The organism is Luteolibacter algae (assembly GCF_042683045.1).
In the GTDB taxonomy this organism is placed as follows: domain Bacteria; phylum Verrucomicrobiota; class Verrucomicrobiia; order Verrucomicrobiales; family Akkermansiaceae; genus Luteolibacter; species Luteolibacter algae.
Window position 1 is genome coordinate 162,707 of sequence record NZ_JBHUIT010000001.1, and the last position, 17,412, is coordinate 180,118.

Annotated in this window: 23 protein-coding genes; 13 read left to right on the forward strand and 10 right to left on the reverse strand. The window is 51.7% G+C overall.

Going from position 1 to position 17,412, the window contains the following annotated elements; all coding sequences use genetic code 11:
* Nucleotides 1–67: 67 nt before the first annotated feature.
* The 3 genes from sufB to ACFSSA_RS00755 all read right to left on the reverse strand — a co-directional run bounded on the left by sufB (nt 68) and on the right by ACFSSA_RS00755 (nt 2,799).
* Nucleotides 68–1,510, reverse strand: coding sequence for a Fe-S cluster assembly protein SufB (gene sufB / locus ACFSSA_RS00745; RefSeq protein WP_386817851.1), 1,443 nt, complete (start codon nt 1,508–1,510; stop codon nt 68–70).
* A gap of 46 nt (nt 1,511–1,556) precedes the next feature.
* The gene (gene sufC, locus ACFSSA_RS00750; RefSeq protein ID WP_386817852.1) at nt 1,557–2,309 is read right to left on the reverse strand and encodes a Fe-S cluster assembly ATPase SufC; all 753 of its coding nucleotides are present in this window, start codon (nt 2,307–2,309) and stop codon (nt 1,557–1,559) included.
* A gap of 70 nt (nt 2,310–2,379) precedes the next feature.
* Nucleotides 2,380–2,799, reverse strand: a complete 420-nt coding sequence (locus ACFSSA_RS00755) for a Fur family transcriptional regulator (protein WP_386817853.1) — start codon at nt 2,797–2,799, stop codon at nt 2,380–2,382.
* A gap of 271 nt (nt 2,800–3,070) precedes the next feature.
* On the opposite strand from ACFSSA_RS00755, the gene rplU reads away from it, so the two are divergent.
* Both rplU and rpmA read left to right on the forward strand, forming a co-directional pair.
* Entirely contained in the window at nt 3,071–3,382 is a 312-nt protein-coding gene (gene rplU / locus ACFSSA_RS00760) for a 50S ribosomal protein L21 (RefSeq protein WP_386817854.1), read from the forward strand.
* Between the two features lie 28 nt (nt 3,383–3,410).
* Entirely contained in the window at nt 3,411–3,659 is a 249-nt protein-coding gene (gene rpmA, locus ACFSSA_RS00765; protein WP_386817855.1) for a 50S ribosomal protein L27, read from the forward strand.
* 97 nt (nt 3,660–3,756) lie between these two features.
* Here the strand turns inward: rpmA and ACFSSA_RS00770 are convergent, their stop codons facing one another.
* The 6 genes from ACFSSA_RS00770 to ACFSSA_RS00795 all read right to left on the reverse strand — a co-directional run bounded on the left by ACFSSA_RS00770 (nt 3,757) and on the right by ACFSSA_RS00795 (nt 7,916).
* On the reverse strand, nt 3,757–4,167 hold the full coding sequence (locus ACFSSA_RS00770) for a DUF2452 domain-containing protein (RefSeq protein ID WP_386817856.1): 411 nt from the start codon (nt 4,165–4,167) through the stop codon (nt 3,757–3,759).
* A gap of 118 nt (nt 4,168–4,285) precedes the next feature.
* Nucleotides 4,286–4,975: a type II secretion system protein gene (locus tag ACFSSA_RS00775; protein ID WP_386817857.1), complete on the reverse strand. Its 690-nt coding sequence runs from the start codon at nt 4,973–4,975 to the stop codon at nt 4,286–4,288.
* Between the two features lie 157 nt (nt 4,976–5,132).
* Nucleotides 5,133–5,561: a hypothetical protein gene (locus tag ACFSSA_RS00780; protein WP_386817858.1), complete on the reverse strand. Its 429-nt coding sequence runs from the start codon at nt 5,559–5,561 to the stop codon at nt 5,133–5,135.
* Between the two features lie 9 nt (nt 5,562–5,570).
* Nucleotides 5,571–6,290: a S1 family peptidase gene (locus ACFSSA_RS00785; RefSeq protein ID WP_386817859.1), complete on the reverse strand. Its 720-nt coding sequence runs from the start codon at nt 6,288–6,290 to the stop codon at nt 5,571–5,573.
* Between the two features lie 94 nt (nt 6,291–6,384).
* The gene (locus tag ACFSSA_RS00790; RefSeq protein ID WP_386817860.1) at nt 6,385–7,419 is read right to left on the reverse strand and encodes an A/G-specific adenine glycosylase; all 1,035 of its coding nucleotides are present in this window, start codon (nt 7,417–7,419) and stop codon (nt 6,385–6,387) included.
* Nucleotides 7,419–7,916: a Fur family transcriptional regulator gene (locus ACFSSA_RS00795; protein WP_386817861.1), complete on the reverse strand. Its 498-nt coding sequence runs from the start codon at nt 7,914–7,916 to the stop codon at nt 7,419–7,421. The genes ACFSSA_RS00790 and ACFSSA_RS00795 overlap by 1 nt, the downstream gene beginning before the upstream one ends.
* Nucleotides 7,917–8,057: 141 nt before the next feature.
* On the opposite strand from ACFSSA_RS00795, the gene ACFSSA_RS00800 reads away from it, so the two are divergent.
* From ACFSSA_RS00800 to ACFSSA_RS00820, 5 genes are read left to right on the forward strand one after another with little or no spacing between them, the layout of a single operon-like run.
* Complete coding sequence (locus tag ACFSSA_RS00800; RefSeq protein ID WP_386817862.1) at nt 8,058–8,720, forward strand: RNA polymerase sigma factor; 663 nt, start codon at nt 8,058–8,060, stop codon at nt 8,718–8,720.
* Complete coding sequence (locus ACFSSA_RS00805; RefSeq protein WP_386817863.1) at nt 8,707–9,318, forward strand: anti-sigma factor; 612 nt, start codon at nt 8,707–8,709, stop codon at nt 9,316–9,318. The genes ACFSSA_RS00800 and ACFSSA_RS00805 overlap by 14 nt, the downstream gene beginning before the upstream one ends.
* Nucleotides 9,315–9,821 carry a hypothetical protein gene (locus tag ACFSSA_RS00810; protein ID WP_386817864.1) on the forward strand — a complete coding sequence of 169 codons (507 nt, stop codon included), beginning with the start codon at nt 9,315–9,317 and terminating at the stop codon, nt 9,819–9,821. Before ACFSSA_RS00805 ends, ACFSSA_RS00810 begins: the two co-directional genes overlap by 4 nt.
* A 21-nt stretch (nt 9,822–9,842) precedes the next feature.
* On the forward strand, nt 9,843–10,517 hold the full coding sequence (locus ACFSSA_RS00815) for a DUF1573 domain-containing protein (protein ID WP_386817865.1): 675 nt from the start codon (nt 9,843–9,845) through the stop codon (nt 10,515–10,517).
* Nucleotides 10,514–10,954, forward strand: a complete 441-nt coding sequence (locus ACFSSA_RS00820; RefSeq protein ID WP_386817866.1) for a rhodanese-like domain-containing protein — start codon at nt 10,514–10,516, stop codon at nt 10,952–10,954. Before ACFSSA_RS00815 ends, ACFSSA_RS00820 begins: the two co-directional genes overlap by 4 nt.
* Here ACFSSA_RS00820 and ACFSSA_RS00825 read toward each other — a convergent pair.
* Nucleotides 10,929–12,185: a hypothetical protein gene (locus tag ACFSSA_RS00825; RefSeq protein ID WP_386817867.1), complete on the reverse strand. Its 1,257-nt coding sequence runs from the start codon at nt 12,183–12,185 to the stop codon at nt 10,929–10,931. The genes ACFSSA_RS00820 and ACFSSA_RS00825 overlap by 26 nt on opposite strands.
* Nucleotides 12,186–12,801: 616 nt before the next feature.
* Between ACFSSA_RS00825 and ACFSSA_RS00830 the strand changes: the two genes are divergently transcribed.
* The 6 genes from ACFSSA_RS00830 (at nt 12,802) to ACFSSA_RS00855 (ending at nt 17,412) form a co-directional block, all read left to right on the forward strand.
* Nucleotides 12,802–13,134, forward strand: coding sequence for an HU family DNA-binding protein (locus tag ACFSSA_RS00830; protein WP_386817868.1), 333 nt, complete (start codon nt 12,802–12,804; stop codon nt 13,132–13,134).
* Nucleotides 13,135–13,148: 14 nt separating this feature from the next.
* Nucleotides 13,149–13,685: a septal ring lytic transglycosylase RlpA family protein gene (locus tag ACFSSA_RS00835; RefSeq protein ID WP_386817869.1), complete on the forward strand. Its 537-nt coding sequence runs from the start codon at nt 13,149–13,151 to the stop codon at nt 13,683–13,685.
* A 64-nt stretch (nt 13,686–13,749) separates the two neighbouring features.
* Nucleotides 13,750–14,961: a tetraacyldisaccharide 4'-kinase gene (lpxK, locus tag ACFSSA_RS00840; protein WP_386817870.1), complete on the forward strand. Its 1,212-nt coding sequence runs from the start codon at nt 13,750–13,752 to the stop codon at nt 14,959–14,961.
* A 267-nt stretch (nt 14,962–15,228) separates the two neighbouring features.
* A complete protein-coding gene (locus ACFSSA_RS00845; protein WP_386817871.1) occupies nt 15,229–16,197 on the forward strand; it encodes an ABC transporter ATP-binding protein in 969 nt (322 codons plus the stop codon).
* 178 nt (nt 16,198–16,375) lie between these two features.
* The gene (locus ACFSSA_RS00850) at nt 16,376–16,975 is read left to right on the forward strand and encodes a hypothetical protein (protein WP_386817872.1); all 600 of its coding nucleotides are present in this window, start codon (nt 16,376–16,378) and stop codon (nt 16,973–16,975) included.
* Nucleotides 16,972–17,412 (forward strand): hypothetical protein, encoded by a 441-nt coding sequence (locus tag ACFSSA_RS00855; protein ID WP_386817873.1) that lies wholly within the window; start codon nt 16,972–16,974, stop codon nt 17,410–17,412. Before ACFSSA_RS00850 ends, ACFSSA_RS00855 begins: the two co-directional genes overlap by 4 nt.

Below are 17,412 nucleotides of genomic sequence, written 5' to 3' on the forward strand. Positions count from 1 at the left end.
TTTGGAAAATAAAAGTGAGAGAAGATCGGGGGTGGAAAAGCCGGCAGCCATAGGGCGACCTTGCGGATTAGCCGACGGAGCCTTCCATCTCGAGATCGATCAAGCGCTTCAGTTCCACGGAATATTCCATAGGGAACTCGCGGACGAGATCATTGATGAAACCGTTGACTGCAAGTGACATCGCCTGCCCTTGGTCGAGACCGCGCTGCTGCATGTAGAAAAGCATTTCCTCGGAAACCTGTGAGACGCTGGCTTCGTGCTGCGTGGCGTGCCTATTGCCTTTTACGGTTATGGCCGGGTAAGTGTCTGTGCGGGAGTTGCTATTGATAAGCAGGGCATCGCACTCGGTGTTGTTTTTGCAGCCTTTGAGATGCTTTGGAATGTGAACCTGGCCACGGTAGGTCGAGCGGCCTTCGCCAACGGAAATCGATTTTGAAACCACATTGGAGGTCGTGTTGTCCGCCGCATGGATCATTTTTGCGCCAGTATCCTGGTGTTGACCCGAGTTTGCGAGGGCGATGGAGATAACCTCTCCGCGAGCGCGCTCGCCTTTCATGATCACACCCGGATATTTCATCGTCAGGCGGGAGCCGATATTGCAATCGATCCAGCGGACTTCGGCATCTTCCATGGCCAAGCCGCGCTTTGTAACGAGATTGAAAACGTTGGAAGACCAGTTTTGCACGGTGACGTATTGGATTTTCGCACCTTTCAGGGCGACGAGTTCCACAACTGCGGAGTGGAGCGTGGCTGTCTCAAACTTTGGTGCGGTGCAGCCTTCCATATACATGACTTCAGAGCCCTCGTCTGCAATGATCAAGGTGCGCTCGAACTGTCCGAAAGACTCCGAGTTAATGCGGAAATAAGCCTGAAGCGGCTGCTTTAGCTTCACGCCCTTCGGGATATAAATAAAGGAACCGCCGGAAAAGACTGCGCTGTTGAGGGCCGAGAATTTGTTGTCACCCGTAGGGATAACTTTTCCAAAGTAGGGACGGAAGATTTCCTCATGCTCCTTGAGCCCTTCAGCGGAGGTGACAAAGATGACACCTTGCTTTGAAAGCTCCTCCTTCATGTTGGAATAGGCGGCTTCGGAATCGTATTGGGCTTCCACACCGGCGAGGAATGCACGCTCCTGCTCGGGAATTCCGAGACGCTCAAAAGTCTCCAAAACCTCGGCAGGAACTTCATCCCAGGTTCTTTTCGGTTTTTCACCGTCTGACAGATAGTAACGAATTTTATCGAAATGGATGTTGTTGAGATCCTCTGTCGCCCAATTCGTGGGCATCGGTTTACTCTCAAAAACTGCGAGCGCCTTGTGGCGGAATTCGCGGACCCAATCCGGATCCTGTTTTACATCGGAGATGTAATCCACTGTGGCGGAGGATAGCCCCCAGCCAGCATCAAATTTATGGCGTTCGGGGAAGGTGAAGTCCCCTTTTGTGCGATCCACGTCGATCGCATCTTTGGTTTCCTCGTCGAGGACGGCGGAAGCTGTTTCTTGAAATGACATACTAAATAGGTGGTGTGGTGTTCTCAGGTCCCTGAAAACAGGGCGTTTAGGCGGTCGCGGCCTCCTTGAGGAATTCGTAACCGTCCTTTTCTAGCTCTAGCGCGAGTTCCGGGCCGCCGGAGCGGACGATGCGGCCCTCTGACATGACGTGCACGTAGTCTGGCTTGATATAATCGAGAAGGCGCTGGTAGTGCGTGATGAGGAGCATGCCGCGATCTGCCGAACGCATTGAATTCACGCCCTTGGCGACGATTTTCAGCGCATCGATATCCAGGCCGGAATCTGTCTCGTCGAGGATACAATACCTTGGGTCCAACATGATCATCTGAAGGATTTCATTGCGCTTTTTCTCACCACCGGAGAAGCCTTCGTTGACTGCCCGTGCAGTGAACTTCCGGTCCATCTCAAGAAGGTCCATTTGGGCGTAGAGATTCTTATAATATGCCACAGCATCGATTTCCTCTCCTTTGGGAAGGCGGGCCTGCAGTGCGGCGCGGATAAAATTTGCGTTCGAAACGCCTGGCACCTCGTTGGGGTATTGGAATGCGAGGAAGATGCCCTGGCGGGAGCGCTCGTCGATGGATAGGTCGGAAATGTCCACACCGTCGAGTGTGATGCTTCCGGAGGTGGGGATGTAACCTTCGTGGCCGGCGATCACCTTGGAAAGCGTGGATTTCCCCGAGCCGTTAGGGCCCATAATGGCGTGAATTTCCCCGGCAGGGATTTCGAGGGTTACACCCTTGAGGATTTCTGTGCCGTTCTCGAGAGTAGCGTGGAGGTCTTGGATATTAAGGCTCATAGTGGAGATTAAGAAAAATTATTTGGTCGATTGAATATCTGGTAAAAGGGCAAGGTGGAATGAGGGCCGATCAGCTCATCTGGCCGCGGAGGGTGATCTCAATGTCTTTGATGACGGTATTGGGTGGAAGATCGAGGATATCGGTCAGTTGTATTCCCGGTTTGAATTTCACATCATGGATCGTGCCGGTTGTTTCGTCGTGAAAATGTCCGTGTTCGTCCAGATTCGGGCAATAGCGGGAGGGTTCTCTGTCGAAATTGACCTGACGGATGATTTTGTGCTGCACGAGCGCTTCCAGGCAGTTGTAGACGGTAGCCAATGAAATGGTGGGTAAAGACTCCTTGATGCGCATGAAGACCTCATTTGCAGTCGGATGGGTGCGCTCGCCCATCAGGAAGCGATAGACTTCCTGCCTTTGGCGGGTCATACGGAGGCCGTTGATCTCCTCGGGGACAGTTAGGCTGTTTGTGCTGGAGGGTTGGGCTGTCATCTCTCAGGGAAATTAGAATCATTCTTGTTTGTATCAAGAACTATTCTAATTTTAATTTCATCCAAGTGCCGTTTTTTCTTTCCGGGTGGTTCCTTGCTGCCTTTATCCGCAAGGCGGCGTCGGGACTGGGCGTGTCATGAGACAGCACAAAGAGAAAGAATTTTTTTAATACTTTGGGGGTAAAGGCAAAAAATACTTGCACGCAGTCCGGATCCATGTTGGTTTCCCCGCCCGCCCACTAAGCGGACTTAACTTTTTTCCTTATCCGGCCATGGCCTACGCAGTAATCAAAACAGGCGGTAAACAATACCGCGTCCAAGAAGGCGACACACTCGACGTTGAGAAACTCGACGCAGCAGTCGATTCCGAAATCACTTTCAACGAAGTTCTCCTTCGCGGCGAAGGCGACAGTGTCACCATTGGTGCGCCTTTCATCGAAGGTGGTGCGGTGACCGCTAAAGTTGTAGATCAAATCCGTGGCCCTAAAGGTGTTGCGTTCAAGTTCAAGCGCCGCAAGGGCTTCCATAAAACCATCGGCTTCCGCCGCCATATGACCAAATTGGAGATCACCTCCATTGGCTAATTCCCGAAAAATTAACTGATCAAATCTCATGGCCCATAAAAAAGGACAAGGATCCGTCAAGAACGGACGTGACTCACGCAGCAAGCGCCTTGGCGTTAAGAAGTTCGGCGGACAAGCCGTAATCGCTGGTAACATCATCATTCGCCAGCGTGGCACCAAGGTTCATCCAGGTGTGGGTGTAGGTTGCGGCAAAGACCATACGCTTTTTGCGCTTACAGATGGCCAAGTGAAATTCGATCGCGAAGGCGGCCGGGTAAACGTCGTCGCTGCAAATTAAGCGTAAAGCTTGGTAATCAAACTTTCGAAAGCTCCGAAACGTAAGTTTCCGGAGCTTTTTTGTGTCCGCAAATCTTGAGCTTCACTCAGGTATGGCTTTATGCCGAGGTGTCTTTGAATAACTCGATGGAGTCGATTGCTGCGGAAAGCTCGACCAGCTTCCACTGACGATCCATGTTCAGACGTATCGTTGCAAGATGCTTGTGATGCCATTGTCCGGGATCGATCATGGAAACAAGGTTTCGTCCGCGGACCTCGTAAAGATGGTAGGTTTCCCCTACGATGGGTTCGAAGTTGATATCCGCCTCATAAATCAATTTATTCCAATTGAAGTGATCAATTGCGGCGAGGTATTGTTCGCGGATTTCAGAGAGCTTTTGTTGAAGCTCTCTCTCAACCTGGGATATCCCGCGGGACTTGAACGAGCTGAGATCGGAAGGAATGATTCGCGGGCTCAGCGTGGCTACGGGATATGGCATGAATGCCGATGACTTCGGGGGATCTGACATCGAATAGGGGCTAGTAGTTGCTTTTCGTCTTGGAAATCCAACTTCGCAAATAAAAAAACCGGGCGACCACAATGATCGCCCGGTTGAGGGATGGGTTTTCTAAGATTGTAAGTAAATGTTACTCGGATGGAGCGACGATTGTCGGGGTGATGGAGGTGCCCCAAATGGTGTCAGCCCCAGATTGGGTGAGAGTTTTACCTCCACCAAGAAGAGCCTCGCCATCATTGTTAATATTTACAGATGCAACGCTGTTATCGATGCGAAGCAATACTGCCTTCTTATCGAAGGGATCAGGATTGAAGTTTTCTCCGCCTTCGGCGAGAGGCGTCATAGCAATAACGCGGGCAGGGTTTCCAGCGGTGCTTAAGCCGTTCTCAGTATTAAGCATGTAACCGAAGCCTACTTCACGATCAGCAAGTGCTTCCACACCGTTGATGTCTCCATCGGGTTTCTTGGTGAGGCCGGTTTTCGCATAGAACATCTGTTCGGACTGAGTGATGTTCGCGCGGAACAGCTGACGGAAATAGCCATTGGAGTCCTCGGTGGTTGGATCAACAGTGCCATCCGGATTGTTCTCAGTTACTTCAGTCGCTGTTTCGGCATCCGGAAACGAGCCGTATTCTGTCTCGAACTCGAACATTGCGAGGCCGATTTGGCGTGCGTTTGAGGTCGCTTCAGTTTGATCAGCTTTTTTCCGTTGGCGAATGACCATCGGGGCTGTCAAGCCGGCCAGTGAGGCAATGATCACGATAACGACGAGGAGTTCCACAAGGGTGAAACCACGTCTTTGGGTTGGATTGGTTTTCATTATATTGTATTATCTATGGGTTTGTATTTTGGGCAAGTGCCCGGTAGTATAACCTAGAAAACGAAATGTCGTTCCGAGGTTCTAAAAACCTACGATTCGTGAAAGCGGATGCAAGCTATAAATTCGTAAGAGCATCTGTTCACAGCCGATTCCCCATTTACGGCCGGACGGCAATAGACGCTTTGTCCCGGAGCTTGGCCAAAGTTTTTGCCTCGTTATCGGTGATCGGATAAGGGCCGGAAAATTCCACCTCATGGGATCTGCCGATTCCACTGCGGCAGGCAAACGCCTTGCGGGCGTTCAGGTAATAAATAATGAGATAACGGTTTTCGCCTTTGTTTGTCTCTGCGAGAAAATCCGGATGACCCTGCTGGGCAAGAAAAACCCCTAGATCCGGGTAGTAACTGGCCAAGGCATCGAGACGGCGTTGACCGAAGGTGGGGGGATTCTCCCGCACGAGCATGATGTTGTCATTTGCTGCAGAAGTCGTCTGTCTTAGATACCGCGCGCTTTTGTCGGGCTGGCAGGCTGCGGCAATAAGCAATATCGCGGATGCAGAGAGGGTATTGCGAAGGATGCGCTTCACTGTGGGAAATCAGTTTCTGTAATTATTATTTCTATCCTTCTGAATGATGCCCGCAATTTTTTTAGTATTCGGGCGATTTCCTTCGGAATCGATGAAAATGGCTGTTTCCAGCGGCACCAAAAACTCAACGGCGGAGTTTATCCCGACCAGGTTGCCAAAAGCATCCACGACAGGGCCGCCGCTATCACCGGGCTGGAGAGGAATATCGATTTTGAAACTACGGTTTCCGGTGAAGCTATTTTCTGGAGGTAGTGCGGAACGGAGCCTCCCCGGGGAAGATTTGAAACCAGTGGCCATGCCACCATGAATGATGCCGCGACCGGGTGAGAGCCACTGATGGGGTGGCGTCCACTTATAGAAATAGGTTGTTTTTACCGGAATGTGGAGGATGGCAAGATCATCATGGTAGGATCTCCATACGATGCGCGCCTTGCTGGTGGTAATGCGCCCACCGTTACCATAGATAATGAATACATTGCGCCCGGAAGCGCGTGCCAGAACATGATCAGCAGTCAGGAAATAACCATCCTCGGTAATGGGAGCGGCTGAGCCTCCATCCGCGTCCTTGGGGGCGTTCTCCATGGAGAAACGCTGATTGACCCAGCTGCCCAGTTCGTTGCGGCGTGTCACGACGACTGCTGATAGCCTCTCGCGGACTATCTGGCTGGCGACTTCCCCGGGAATGGTAGTGTCCGCTGCCGGTGGGGACGCCAATGGTGAACAAGCCATGGATATCGTTCCTAGAACTACGGCAAATAATTTTATGAAAAGTCTATCCATCCGCACACAGAAAAGCACAGCCGGTGCCTCGCGTCACATGATTTCATGAATTAAGAAACAAATGTTCGACGGCTTTGCGAAATGGCGCTGCCAGAGGAAGCTCTGCCAGCCGGTGCGGGGAGATCCATTCATCTCCCTCGTGTATTTGATCCGTGCTCCGGTTTCCGTGATAGACCCGTAGCGTTACCCGGTAGCGGGTGATCGGATAGGTGCTCTGATATGCCAATTCCAGACTGGCGCATTCCGCCGGGCTGCGCAGTGGAAGTTTCCATAGGCCATTGCGGCGGCTGCCATTTTCCTGGTGGAGTAATATTCCGCGCTCCTCGTCCAGAAGCCAGACAGCGTATTCGGAAATATCGGTAAGTTTTGCCCGAGGTTTCTTTAGGGGGAGATTTTCCGGGACGACTGTTTTGCACCATGGGCTAACCGGACACGCTTCGCAGTGAGGAACGCCCGGGCGGCATATGTTTTGGCCGAGTTCCATCATGGCGTGGTGATGTCTCGCCGGTCTCTCGGGATCGCAAAGTGTGCGGGCCCATTCGCGGTGCTTCCGGATTCCCGGAGTCGAATCAATAGGGGTTTCGTCGTCCATCAGACGGGCGAGAATTCTTGAAACATTGCCATCGACGAGAGCCGAAGGTTGGTTGAAAGCGAAGGCTCTCAATGCGGATGCTGTGTAGGGGCCTATTCCCGGAAGGGATAGAAGAGTAGATTCATCGCCCGGAAAAGTTCCCCCATGTTTTCCCGCGATAGCCCGGGCGGTGTCCCTGAGCATGCGGGCTCTCCGGTAGTAGCCGAGACCTTCCCAGGCTTTTAGCAAACTCTGGTCGTCAGCAATAGCCAGCGATTCGATATCCGGAAATTTCTCAAGAAAACGTGTATAAAAGCCTTTTCCCAAAACTGTGGCGACCTGGGTTTGCTGGAGCATCATCTCGGATACGAGCACAGGATATGGCTCGGAGGTCCGGCGCCACGGGAAATCCTTTCCCACACGGTCGAACCATTCTCCGAGCGCATTTCGGAACTTCGGGGCTGCGTCCAGAGCGCTGCGCTCGAAGCGCGGTTTGAGAAAGCTCATCAGCGTTTCTTGCGGAGGCGTTTGCCGGACAAACGTGTTGCGATAAGATTCGGGCAGCGTCCATTAAGCCGGAGCTGTTCACAGCTAGCTTCGATCTTTATCGATTGCCGGACCGTTCGGAATCCAAGGCGGCGGGTAACGCAATCTGTCTGGATATCAACGTTCCCGTCCTCGAATTCAATGATCTTGCTGCAATCAATGCAGACGAGATGATTGTGGGATGGTTTATCGAGGAAGTTGGGATCGTAGGTGACCTGGTTTTCTCCAAGATCGATTTGCCGCAGTAAATCCGCTTCGACCAAGAGCGAAAGCGTGCGGTAAACTGTCGCCCGGGAGGTCTCTCCGTCCACCTTTCTTACTCGGTCGAATAGTTCTTCGGCGGTAAAATGTTCATCGCGTGAAAACACAACCTCGGCGATCTGATCCCGTTGCACAGTCCGCCGAAGGCCCTTCCGCCTGATGAAATCATCCAGCCTTTCTTTGATCGCAGCCTCCATTTCCGCGTGATGCTAAATGTAAGAAAGAAAAAAGTAAACAATGAGCCTGCTGTGGGAATGAGGATTCTGACATTGCACGCCCAAGCTTCCCGATACAAAGTCCCGTCAGGCATTATTGCCTGATCATTTCTTCTTTTTCCCATGAATAAACCCCGCGGTGCTCCGTCCTATCCAGTGCAAGATCCTGCAGGATCCGCGGAAACGGATTCACAGGCGATAGATCCCGCAGAGGATCTGCGTTTGGTAGCTCTTGCCCAGAAAGGCGACATGAGTGCTTATGATGAGCTCATCATTCGCCATCGAGGAAAAATTTACGCAATGATTCGCAATATGGTTAAAAACGATGCCGATGCCTGGGACCTGTCCCAGGATGTGTTCATCAAGGCTTGGAAGGCTCTTCCACGCTTTGAGGCACGGGCGCGTTTTTCCACCTGGTTGTTCCGGATCTCTCACAACGTGGTATACGACTGGGTCCGAAAGCGGAAAATGGAGAGCGCCGGCGAGCTCAATGACGAAATTTTCGACCGCGATAAAATCGATCTCTCCGCAAAAACCGCGCCGGCTCATGTGGAATCGCCGGATGATGCACTCTCGAATACCGAGTTACGCGAAAAAATAGAGACCGCTCTCGGCAAATTGAGCGAAGAACACCGGGAAGTGGTTGTTTTGAAAGACGTGCAGGGCTTATCCTACAAGGAAATTGCCGAAGTCATGGATTGCACCCTTGGCACCGTAATGAGCCGCCTCTTCTACGCCCGTCAAAAACTCCAAACCCTCCTGAAAGATGAATATGAATCCCGATGAAACTACATTAGCTCTCTGGCTGGATGATGAACTCCAGGGTCCGGAGCTCGCGGAGATGAACCTCTGGGCACAAGATCATCCTGATCAGCTGGCTGCCCGCGAGGAGCTCCGAGCTTATCGTGAAATGATGGCAGGGAATATTCCCGCCAGTGAAGAGCCGCCATTCCCGGACTTTTTCCTCAGTAGAGTGAATCAGGGGATTCGTGACCTTCAGCTTGAGGAACAAAAGGCGGTCTCTTTGGCCCGTCCATCGGAGAAGCGCGCTTTTTGGAAGTCTTGGCTCATGCCCGCTGCCGCTTGCGCAGGGATGGTATTTGCCTTTGGCATCGGACGGAAAACCAGTGATGGGACCTCGGCTTCTGTAGCCCAGGCACCTGCATCCCAGGTCTCATCCCCGATGGTATACACTCCCGAGGAAGGCGTTAATGCACATTGGTTTGCCAGTAATCAAGCTGGAGCTGCGGTAATAGTGCTGGAAGGTGTCACTGCTATTCCTGATTCCACGGATTTTTCCGAAACGGTTTATGTGCCTACGATCCGGGAAGCAGACCGGACAGCGACTCATGATAACTTTCAGAAAACCTTTGAAAATCAATGAATCTCCGTTTCCCGCGTAACTTTTGGCTGTGGATCTGTGTGGTGATGGGTCTCATGACGGCTGATTTGCCTGCCCAGAAGGATCCCGGTAGAGAAGCTGTCGGGAGCTTGGAGGTGACGGTTTATTATGCGACCAACGGCGATCCAGGAGCTGCCGGGACACGTGCGCAGGAAATCTCGGAAAAAACTGCCGATAGATTGCGGAGTGAGAGTCGCCTGGACTTCACGCATTACAGGGTACTTGGCGCGGAAACCCAGCCAATCCTGAGAACATACGAAAACTGGGCGCAGCCGCTCAAGCCTTCTGATGAGATTCTGGTTCGTTTTGAGACAAGAACGCAGCCCAAGGATGATGAGTACATTCTCGATCTGGAATTATGGGTGAGCCGGAAAAAAATCCTCAAGACCGATGCAAAATTACGTCCGGGGCAGCCCTTGTATGTCTTGGGGCCAGAGTGGCGCGGAGGGTGTTTAATCATCGCAGTCGCACTTGCGCCACAGTAGGTTCGGGTATCATATTGACGCATGAAATGTTTTTTCACGATATGGTTGGCACTGACAACTTTCCTCAGTGCCGCAGGCCTTAAATTCGAGAGTGAGCTTATTGAAGTGGACGCCGCAGTCGATGCGAGCGTTGTCACCAGTGACTTCAAGTTCACCAATAGCGGATCCGAGGATATCAAAATCGTGAACGCCGATGCCGGATGTTCATGTCTTTCGGTTCAGGTTGCCGGTGGAAAACTGATCTACAAGCCCGGTGAATCCGGTGTATTGCGCGCCACTTTTGAAGTCGGCAGCTTCCAGGGGGAAGTCAATAAACCTATTCTCATCTGGCTGGAGGGAGATAGCGAAGAAAAGCCATCCGCCCAGGTGATGCTCCGGGTCCATGTGCCTGTGATGATTAATCTTGAGCCGAAAACGCTTAAGTGGGAAGTCGGCGATCCGGCACAGCCGAAATCCATCGAAGTGACGATGGACTATGAAAAACCGATCAAGGTTCTATCGGTTTCCACGAGTAATACAGATTTTGAGTCTAAGCTGGTCGTCGTAGAAGAAGGAAAAAGCTACAAAATCGAGGTGACTCCTAAGACAACATCCTCTCCCAGCCTAACCATCGTTCGCATAGAAACCGATACGGATGTGAAAAAGCAGCGTGTTCAGCAGGCATTTGCCGTAATCCGGGCACCATTGAAAAAATGAAGACCTTGACGCAGTTGGCAATCATTGGAGTGCTCGCGTGTGCTGCCGCAGGAACGACTTTTTTGATAAAGGGGCCACCCGAGTCTCGTGTCATTTTCTGTGATCCATCGACTTTGCGGCCCGATGAAATTTGCCTGGCCGATGTGGAGAAGGATGCGCTTTGGATCGATGCCAGATCGCGCTCCGAATGGGAGAAAAATGGTTTGGATGGATCGATTTTATGGAATCTCGATCCAAATGAAGATTCCAATGCCTTCGAAGCGGAAGCGGCGATGCATCTTATCGATGCAAGGCAGGTCGTGGTTTACTGCGGAAGTGAAGCGTGTGGCACGAGCCGCCAGATTGCTGACAGAATCCGCAGCCTACAATTTGGGCCGGAGGTCAAAGTGCTGTTTGGCGGCTGGGAGGCGATCAAGGATTCCAATTCAAAGCCTTGATATCCAGTGCTTCCAGAAATGGTTTTTCTGGATCCTCCTCGGTGTTCCATCTCATAAAAACGGTGCAAGGCTTCGGCTGGCCGTAGGCTAGGCCAGAGGTTTCATCCTCCAACATATAACCGATTTTCGATTTTTTCCCAAAATACGCTTTGGCTATTTCTTTCGCATCTTCCCGTGCGAGAATTTTCAAAGTGAACTTCTTCTCGGGGTTCGGGACATCGTCATAGCAGAAGGCCCCCGCGGAGATGATTACTTGAAACGTGCCGGCGTCTTTGCCCGGGCTGGCGGCGAAATTTGCGAAACGTCCGCCGTATAAATCAAGGAAAGGATCCACCACGACCTTTGGTGGCCCGGTGCCGCGGGTGCGCACAAGCATCGTTTGGAGATTGGGAGTTCCCGACTCTGTGGCAAAGTCGACCAAGTAGTAATAATCGATTACCTGCTCGATGGAGTTCGTTTCCCGGACATCGACGGTGATCTTCTCAATCTCTGGAAGACTGCTGTTGAGAGGGGAATCGATGAGCTCACTTTCATCTCTCCTTGTCTCCAGATGTGGCATTCTTTCTTCCAGCGAATCCATTGACAGGAATTTTTCCAGTAAAGCGTTTGCGGCAATTCCTCCGTCAACGGCTTTTGCCTCCTGTTCAGGTGGCGTTTCTGAATTTGGTTCTGCGATGGCTGGCATCACCGGAGCTTCGGTAGGTAAAGCGGTATTTTCCGGATCGCCCGTTAAACTCTCGAAAGTGTCGCCCTCGTCTTTGGGAGGGGTAGCGGTTTCAGAAGGTTGGTTGGAATGTCTTGTGGAAGTATCCGGCTCACGTTGGAGGAAGGCTTTCATCCCAAGAACGACTCCCAGACTCAGAGCGAGAAATAGGGCGGGCACCATCAGGCGCAAGAGCCGGCTGCGACGGCGTCGAATCGGAGGGGCGGAGCCGTTTTCCGTGCGGACAGGTATATGACCGGATGGTTCGGCGCGGACTCTCGGCGGCGTGCTCGGGGGTTCTGCCCGATTGGGTAGCTGACGAGGCTCCGGCCGGAGAACTGTGGGGGGCACTTGGGGCTGCTGTGGCTCGTAGGAATCGGAGACGGGTAAGGTCTGTCTTGTGCTTTGATCAGGCGGAAGTGGATGGGATCCCTGAGGGGCATTTGGCTGGTGGTGATCCGCAGGAGGCCGACTGTCCTGGAGGGGAGCCTGCGGCGGGGCAGCTGGATAGGGAGCTTGGATCAGCACCTGGCAATATGGGCAGGGACCCGTGATGCCCGCAAGTTCAGCGGGGATCGTCAGGTGCGTGCTGCAAGACGGGCACAAAAATGTAATGGAATCCGAGGGGTTCAATAAAAGAGGGGATAGCAAAGCGATCAAATTCAGTCAATGCTTCAGAACTCTTAATGAAATTTTCAGAAACAGCGATCGTCTAGCGAAGATGGTCAGATATCTCCGTAAAGATTTCTCCGATCATAGACCTGCCGGAGCCAAATAGCGTGGGAATGAAGAAATAAAATAGTTATAGAAACGAAAAATAAAGGCCGATTATCTCTATGGGCCACATGAATAAAGGCATGCCGTTAAATACGCTTTTCGCCGCGGCTCGTTCACCCCTGGATCCGCCATATTCACAACCGTTGTAAGATGTGCTTCGGTCGCCAGACGCAAACAATAAAAACATATATCGTTATGGAATCATTGGGATGCTTGGGATTTATTGAGCTGTTTAATTCTTTCGTCTCCTTAGGCTGTGGATTTGTCTTGTATATTGAGTGAATACTATGGTTTTTTTTGGGAAAACTAAGCAAGGCGCGGTATTTAAAAGCCCTTTTTTGCAAAATTAACTTTTTAGAAATTAATCATGGCAACCATCACAAAACGCGAGCTAGTCATCCGGATTACCGATCAACTGGGAGTTAAAGGTGTGGATATCACACAGCAGCACGTGCAAGAAGTGGTTCAATCGCTAATCGATGAAATTACAGAAAGTCTTGCCCAAGGTGATGATGTGGTAATGAGGAACTTCGGCGCATTCCACGTGAAGGAGACGAAGGCAAAAGTCGGCCGGAATCCTCTGTTTCCCAGTAAAGATGTGCATATTCCCGCCCGTGCTGCTGTAAAGTTCAAGCCAGGCAAGGAGCTGAGAGACAAGGTGGCCACTACGTTACAAGTAATTCGTGAGCGGAAAGCCTGAGAATGCTTGTGGAAATGATAGGGGTGGACCGGGGAAATGGCAGCCTGCGGCTACCTACAATGGCGGTGTTGCTGATGATGGTTTTGACGGGTGTTTCCTGCTCATCGCGTCCCGGTGGCTATTCTGGATATATGACCCGTTCATATACGGTAAGAGGCCAGACATATCATCCTCTGAGCGTGGATGAAGCGCTCGGTTACACTGAGACAGGTGAATGCTCCTGGTATGATGAGTCCAGCTTCTTCGGCCTGAAAAGAGGGAATACCTCTTTGGGGGAGAAGGTTCAGAGATGGCATTTGACTGGTGCACATAAAACTCTGCCTCTGCCTGCGTTGGTAAAGGTAACCAATCTCGAAAACGGGAAATCGCTTAAGATCAGAATCAATGACCGTGGGCCCTTTATCGCCGGACGGCATCTCGATCTTACGCCCCGGGCTGCAAAGAAACTGGGTTTTTACGAGGATGGACTGACGCGCACCCGTCTTGAGGTGCTTTCCATCGGAGACGGGAAGTATGAACGAAAGTCCAGGCGGGGCTTCCTATTCTGGTGAGATGAGCAAAAGGGGGGCTTGTCTGTAAGCTCGTTAATCCCCAGCTTGTCTGCGCAAGAGATCCATGAAGGAAAGGATAGATGAGCTGGAGCAGTGGGGGGCGGATGTCATTTTTGGCCGGGCCAAGGGCTTTCGTGCCAGCTTGATGCGTGCGCTGATGTGGGGGCTTTCCGGTATTTTCCGTGCTCTTGTTCAGTTGCGCATCGCGCTCTTCCGCTGGGGGATCAAGCCTCAGGAATATTTGGGAACACAAGTGATCTCCATCGGGAACCTCACGGTGGGCGGAACAGGAAAGACACCCGTGGTGGAGCTGTTGGCCAAGTCACTCCGTGACCGTGGTCGGAAGGTGGCGATTCTATCGCGAGGTTATAAAAGCAAGAAACTCGACCAGCGGCAGAAATGGAATGATTCCGCCGGAAGGCCGATTCCCGCGGAACGTATGCCAAAAGTTGTTTCCACGGGTAGTGCGCTCTTGCTGGACTCCAAGTTTGCGGGTGACGAGCCTTTTATGCTTGCGAAGAATTTGGACGGAGTCGCGGTGATCGTTGACAAGGATCGGGCAAAGGGAGCTCGCTTTGCCATAGGAGAATTGGGTGCGGATACGCTGATGCTGGATGATGGGATGCAGAATTTTTACCTGGCACATTCCCTGGATGTCGTGCTCGTCGATTCACGCTCTCCCTTCGGAACCGAAAGTTTGCTGCCGCGCGGGACCTTGCGGGAACCGCCAAAAAATTTGCGCCGGGCCAGTTACATCTTGATCACCAAATGTGATGGTAGCTCGAATGCGGAACTGATCACCCGCATTCGGAAATACAATCCGACGGCCGATATCATCGAGTGCGCCCATGGCCCGATTCACTTGGAAAATCTATATACCCGGGAGAGAGAGTCATTGGAGTTTCTTGAAGGTAAATGGGTTGGTGCGATTAGCGCTATTGCTGTGCCGGAGAGTTTCGAGCGCTCGCTGGTGAAGTTAGGCGCAAGAGTGGAAATCAAACGGCGTTTCTCAGATCATCATCGGTTCAATCGCCGCGATGTTGATGATTTTATGCAGCGTTGCGTAGAGCGGGATATGGAAATCATTGTCACCACGGAAAAGGACGCCGTGCGTTTCCCCAGGCCTACCGAAATCAATGTGCCAATATATTTTTTGAGAATTGAGGTTCAGATACTCTCCGGCCAGGGGTATTGGGATCAGCTGATAGATAGAATTTGTGATGTGCCGCCCGTGCTGGATTCGGTATTAATGAACGTTGGAAAGTATCGCATTTAGCGGTCCCCCACGATTATTATGTTTACCAAACAAAATCGGTCTGTTCCGATGTTAGGCGAATAACCGTTAGTCAGTCTTGGAATTCGATCGCACATTCATCCCCGGAGAATCAGAAGCTTTGCATCTATCTGACTGGCTTTGCTCAAGCGTGGTGATGGGACGCGATACGAAATTTTTTCCAATGAGTAAGGAGATGGCTGCTGTGGAAATAGATGGCATTCTTGCAGAGGCTAAATACTTCCAGCACTGACCCCGCCAGTTTCAATTATGATGGAGTTCCCCGAAAACCAGTCCGCCAGACCAGCCGTAGACATACGTTCGCTGAGTGTCGATTATGGCGATCTGGTGGCAGTGAGCGATTTAACCTTGAGCATTCCCCAGGGGGAGGTCTGCGGTTTTCTCGGGCCACATGGTGCGGGAAAGACCAGCATCTTCAAAGTGATCGGAGGATTGATGAAGCCCAGGCAGGGCGAGGTGCTGATCGATGGTGGGGACATTCTCGGCGATGCCGAACGGATTGTGCGGGTAACCGCTTATTTACCTGATCTGGTGCCTATGCCATCGAACCTAAAGGTCGGGGAATATCTGGAAACCCGTGCTTCCGGATTGGTAACGGAAAAGTCATCTGAACCACTTGAGAGAGTGCCGGCATGCCTGGAAAATACCGGTCTGGCGCAGCTTCGTGAAACTTGCTGCAACACACTTTCACGAGGCCAATGGCAGAGAGTATTGATCGCGGAGAATCTGCTGCGCGATCCAAGGATTCTAATGCTTGATGAACTTGCCAGCGGACTTGATGCCCACGCGAGGGAGGAGATGAGCCTGGTGCTGAACAGAATCGCCCAAAGCGGGATTACGGTTCTCGTGAGTTCCAGTGTCTTGGAAGAAATCGCCGATATGTGCACATCGCTGTGCGTGATGAAACATGGAAAGCTGCTCACATTCGGCACTTTGGCTGAGGTTCGCGAAGCGTTGGAAAGTAATAAGCGGACCATCACCGTCACGCTTCTCAGCCGTCTGGAAGAAGCTGCCGTGTGGCTGGGTGCAAGGGCAGTTGTATCCGATCTTACGATAAAGGGAAACCAGTTGATCTTTAGCTTTACGGGCAGTGAAGATGCCCAAGCCGATCTGCTCGAGGGGATGGTAGATCTCGGCATGCGCATCCGCACCTATGAGGAAAAAGCCAGCAGGAATGCTACTTCCCGCCGGATCACGGAAATCGATAGGATTCAGTAGCGTCTGGCTATTTCTGAAAGGACGGAAAACAAATCAAGCCGTCTGCAAACCCTACTTTCGATATGTTCCCACTGACTGGGACTCGGACAGATGAAGTTACAGCGAGTCTTTTGATTCAAAATCTTATCTCAAGGTGCAAATTACTTGCGTTAATCCCTATTGCAAGTAATGTGCGTTTGTGTCTGAGGAGCGAGCGAACAAAAATGAGATCAATCCCGCGATCAAACGGGACCTGGAAAGCGCCTTGCGCCAGCAGATGTTCTATTGGGGAATGGATGCTTCCTTCTGGTCTGGAAACTTATTTTTGGAAAAAGGCTTTTCCAAGTCCCCATCAAGGGGATTGCAGGGAACCAGCTGTTATTCCTTGCCGTGGAAGGACGGTTCCATCGAATTGCACGGAGCTTGCGCGGGTTGGTATAACGCAGATGGAAATGACGGCTTTATTTACATCCGCACTTACGAGAGATGCTTCCACTGGCACGGAAATAATTTACCGGTGCCCGGCGATTGGGAGGCTGATTCCCTCTCACCTCTCGACCTGGAAAAATCTATGAATCTTTTAAGTCCCTTCCTCGAGTGGTGGCTGGACTTCGAAAGCTTCGTCCACAACAGGACGGAAAGAACCTACCGCAAAAAGTGTTTCAAAAAGTATAAATCTCTGCCCAAAGCAAGACCCTGGCTCAAGCCCCATGCCGGGATGGCGTGGCTTCAAAGCTTGCTGAACGACCCGCTTTCCGTCTCACGGGCGAAAAAATTCAATCGAACCCTCGTCGGATGAACAGTTTCCGAATTCCACAGATGGGGCGGAAAATCATTTCCATGGAGGTCGAACCAGACTCTGTGCCCGTAGTTGCATCTCCCGTTATCGAAGAGCCAAGACAGGAAAAGTCACGCATCTTAGGACGCTTGCTTGCAATCATAGGGGATCATTCCATTTCTGCAGAAAGAGTGGGGATAAAGCTTTCGCCGGAAGAGCTCAGACTCGTCTTCGAAGCCCTGCGCAACCATGCGATCAGCGGCACGGAGCCCGATTTTCCCAACCTCTCGGAAATCCAGCGCTACGTGCTTGGTAGCCTCTTTTCCGAGCTTGTCGAAGAGCCTAGCAATATCCTCTACGCCACACAAATCAGTCCGGACACAATCCGCTACGATGCAATGGAAGCAAATTTCTGGATCGAGTGCCTGGATCTTCTGGAGAAGACCCTCTGCCAATAA

Bases quoted from the DNA above. Each gene is read 5' to 3' on its own strand.
- sufB (WP_386817851.1), bottom strand. From the start codon at position 1,510: ATGTCATTTCAAGAAACAGCTTCCGCCGTCCTCGACGAGGAAACCAAA.
- sufC (WP_386817852.1), bottom strand. From the start codon at position 2,309: ATGAGCCTTAATATCCAAGACCTCCACGCTACTCTCGAGAACGGCACA.
- ACFSSA_RS00755 (WP_386817853.1), bottom strand. From the start codon at position 2,799: ATGACAGCCCAACCCTCCAGCACAAACAGCCTAACTGTCCCCGAGGAG.
- rplU (WP_386817854.1), top strand. From the start codon at position 3,071: ATGGCCTACGCAGTAATCAAAACAGGCGGTAAACAATACCGCGTCCAA.
- rpmA (WP_386817855.1), top strand. From the start codon at position 3,411: ATGGCCCATAAAAAAGGACAAGGATCCGTCAAGAACGGACGTGACTCA.
- ACFSSA_RS00770 (WP_386817856.1), bottom strand. From the start codon at position 4,167: ATGTCAGATCCCCCGAAGTCATCGGCATTCATGCCATATCCCGTAGCC.
- ACFSSA_RS00775 (WP_386817857.1), bottom strand. From the start codon at position 4,975: ATGAAAACCAATCCAACCCAAAGACGTGGTTTCACCCTTGTGGAACTC.
- ACFSSA_RS00785 (WP_386817859.1), bottom strand. From the start codon at position 6,290: ATGGCTTGTTCACCATTGGCGTCCCCACCGGCAGCGGACACTACCATT.
- ACFSSA_RS00790 (WP_386817860.1), bottom strand. From the start codon at position 7,419: ATGAGCTTTCTCAAACCGCGCTTCGAGCGCAGCGCTCTGGACGCAGCC.
- ACFSSA_RS00795 (WP_386817861.1), bottom strand. From the start codon at position 7,916: ATGGAGGCTGCGATCAAAGAAAGGCTGGATGATTTCATCAGGCGGAAG.
- ACFSSA_RS00800 (WP_386817862.1), top strand. From the start codon at position 8,058: ATGAATAAACCCCGCGGTGCTCCGTCCTATCCAGTGCAAGATCCTGCA.
- ACFSSA_RS00805 (WP_386817863.1), top strand. From the start codon at position 8,707: ATGAATCCCGATGAAACTACATTAGCTCTCTGGCTGGATGATGAACTC.
- ACFSSA_RS00810 (WP_386817864.1), top strand. From the start codon at position 9,315: ATGAATCTCCGTTTCCCGCGTAACTTTTGGCTGTGGATCTGTGTGGTG.
- ACFSSA_RS00815 (WP_386817865.1), top strand. From the start codon at position 9,843: ATGAAATGTTTTTTCACGATATGGTTGGCACTGACAACTTTCCTCAGT.
- ACFSSA_RS00820 (WP_386817866.1), top strand. From the start codon at position 10,514: ATGAAGACCTTGACGCAGTTGGCAATCATTGGAGTGCTCGCGTGTGCT.
- ACFSSA_RS00830 (WP_386817868.1), top strand. From the start codon at position 12,802: ATGGCAACCATCACAAAACGCGAGCTAGTCATCCGGATTACCGATCAA.
- ACFSSA_RS00835 (WP_386817869.1), top strand. From the start codon at position 13,149: ATGATAGGGGTGGACCGGGGAAATGGCAGCCTGCGGCTACCTACAATG.
- lpxK (WP_386817870.1), top strand. From the start codon at position 13,750: ATGAAGGAAAGGATAGATGAGCTGGAGCAGTGGGGGGCGGATGTCATT.
- ACFSSA_RS00845 (WP_386817871.1), top strand. From the start codon at position 15,229: ATGATGGAGTTCCCCGAAAACCAGTCCGCCAGACCAGCCGTAGACATA.
- ACFSSA_RS00855 (WP_386817873.1), top strand. From the start codon at position 16,972: ATGAACAGTTTCCGAATTCCACAGATGGGGCGGAAAATCATTTCCATG.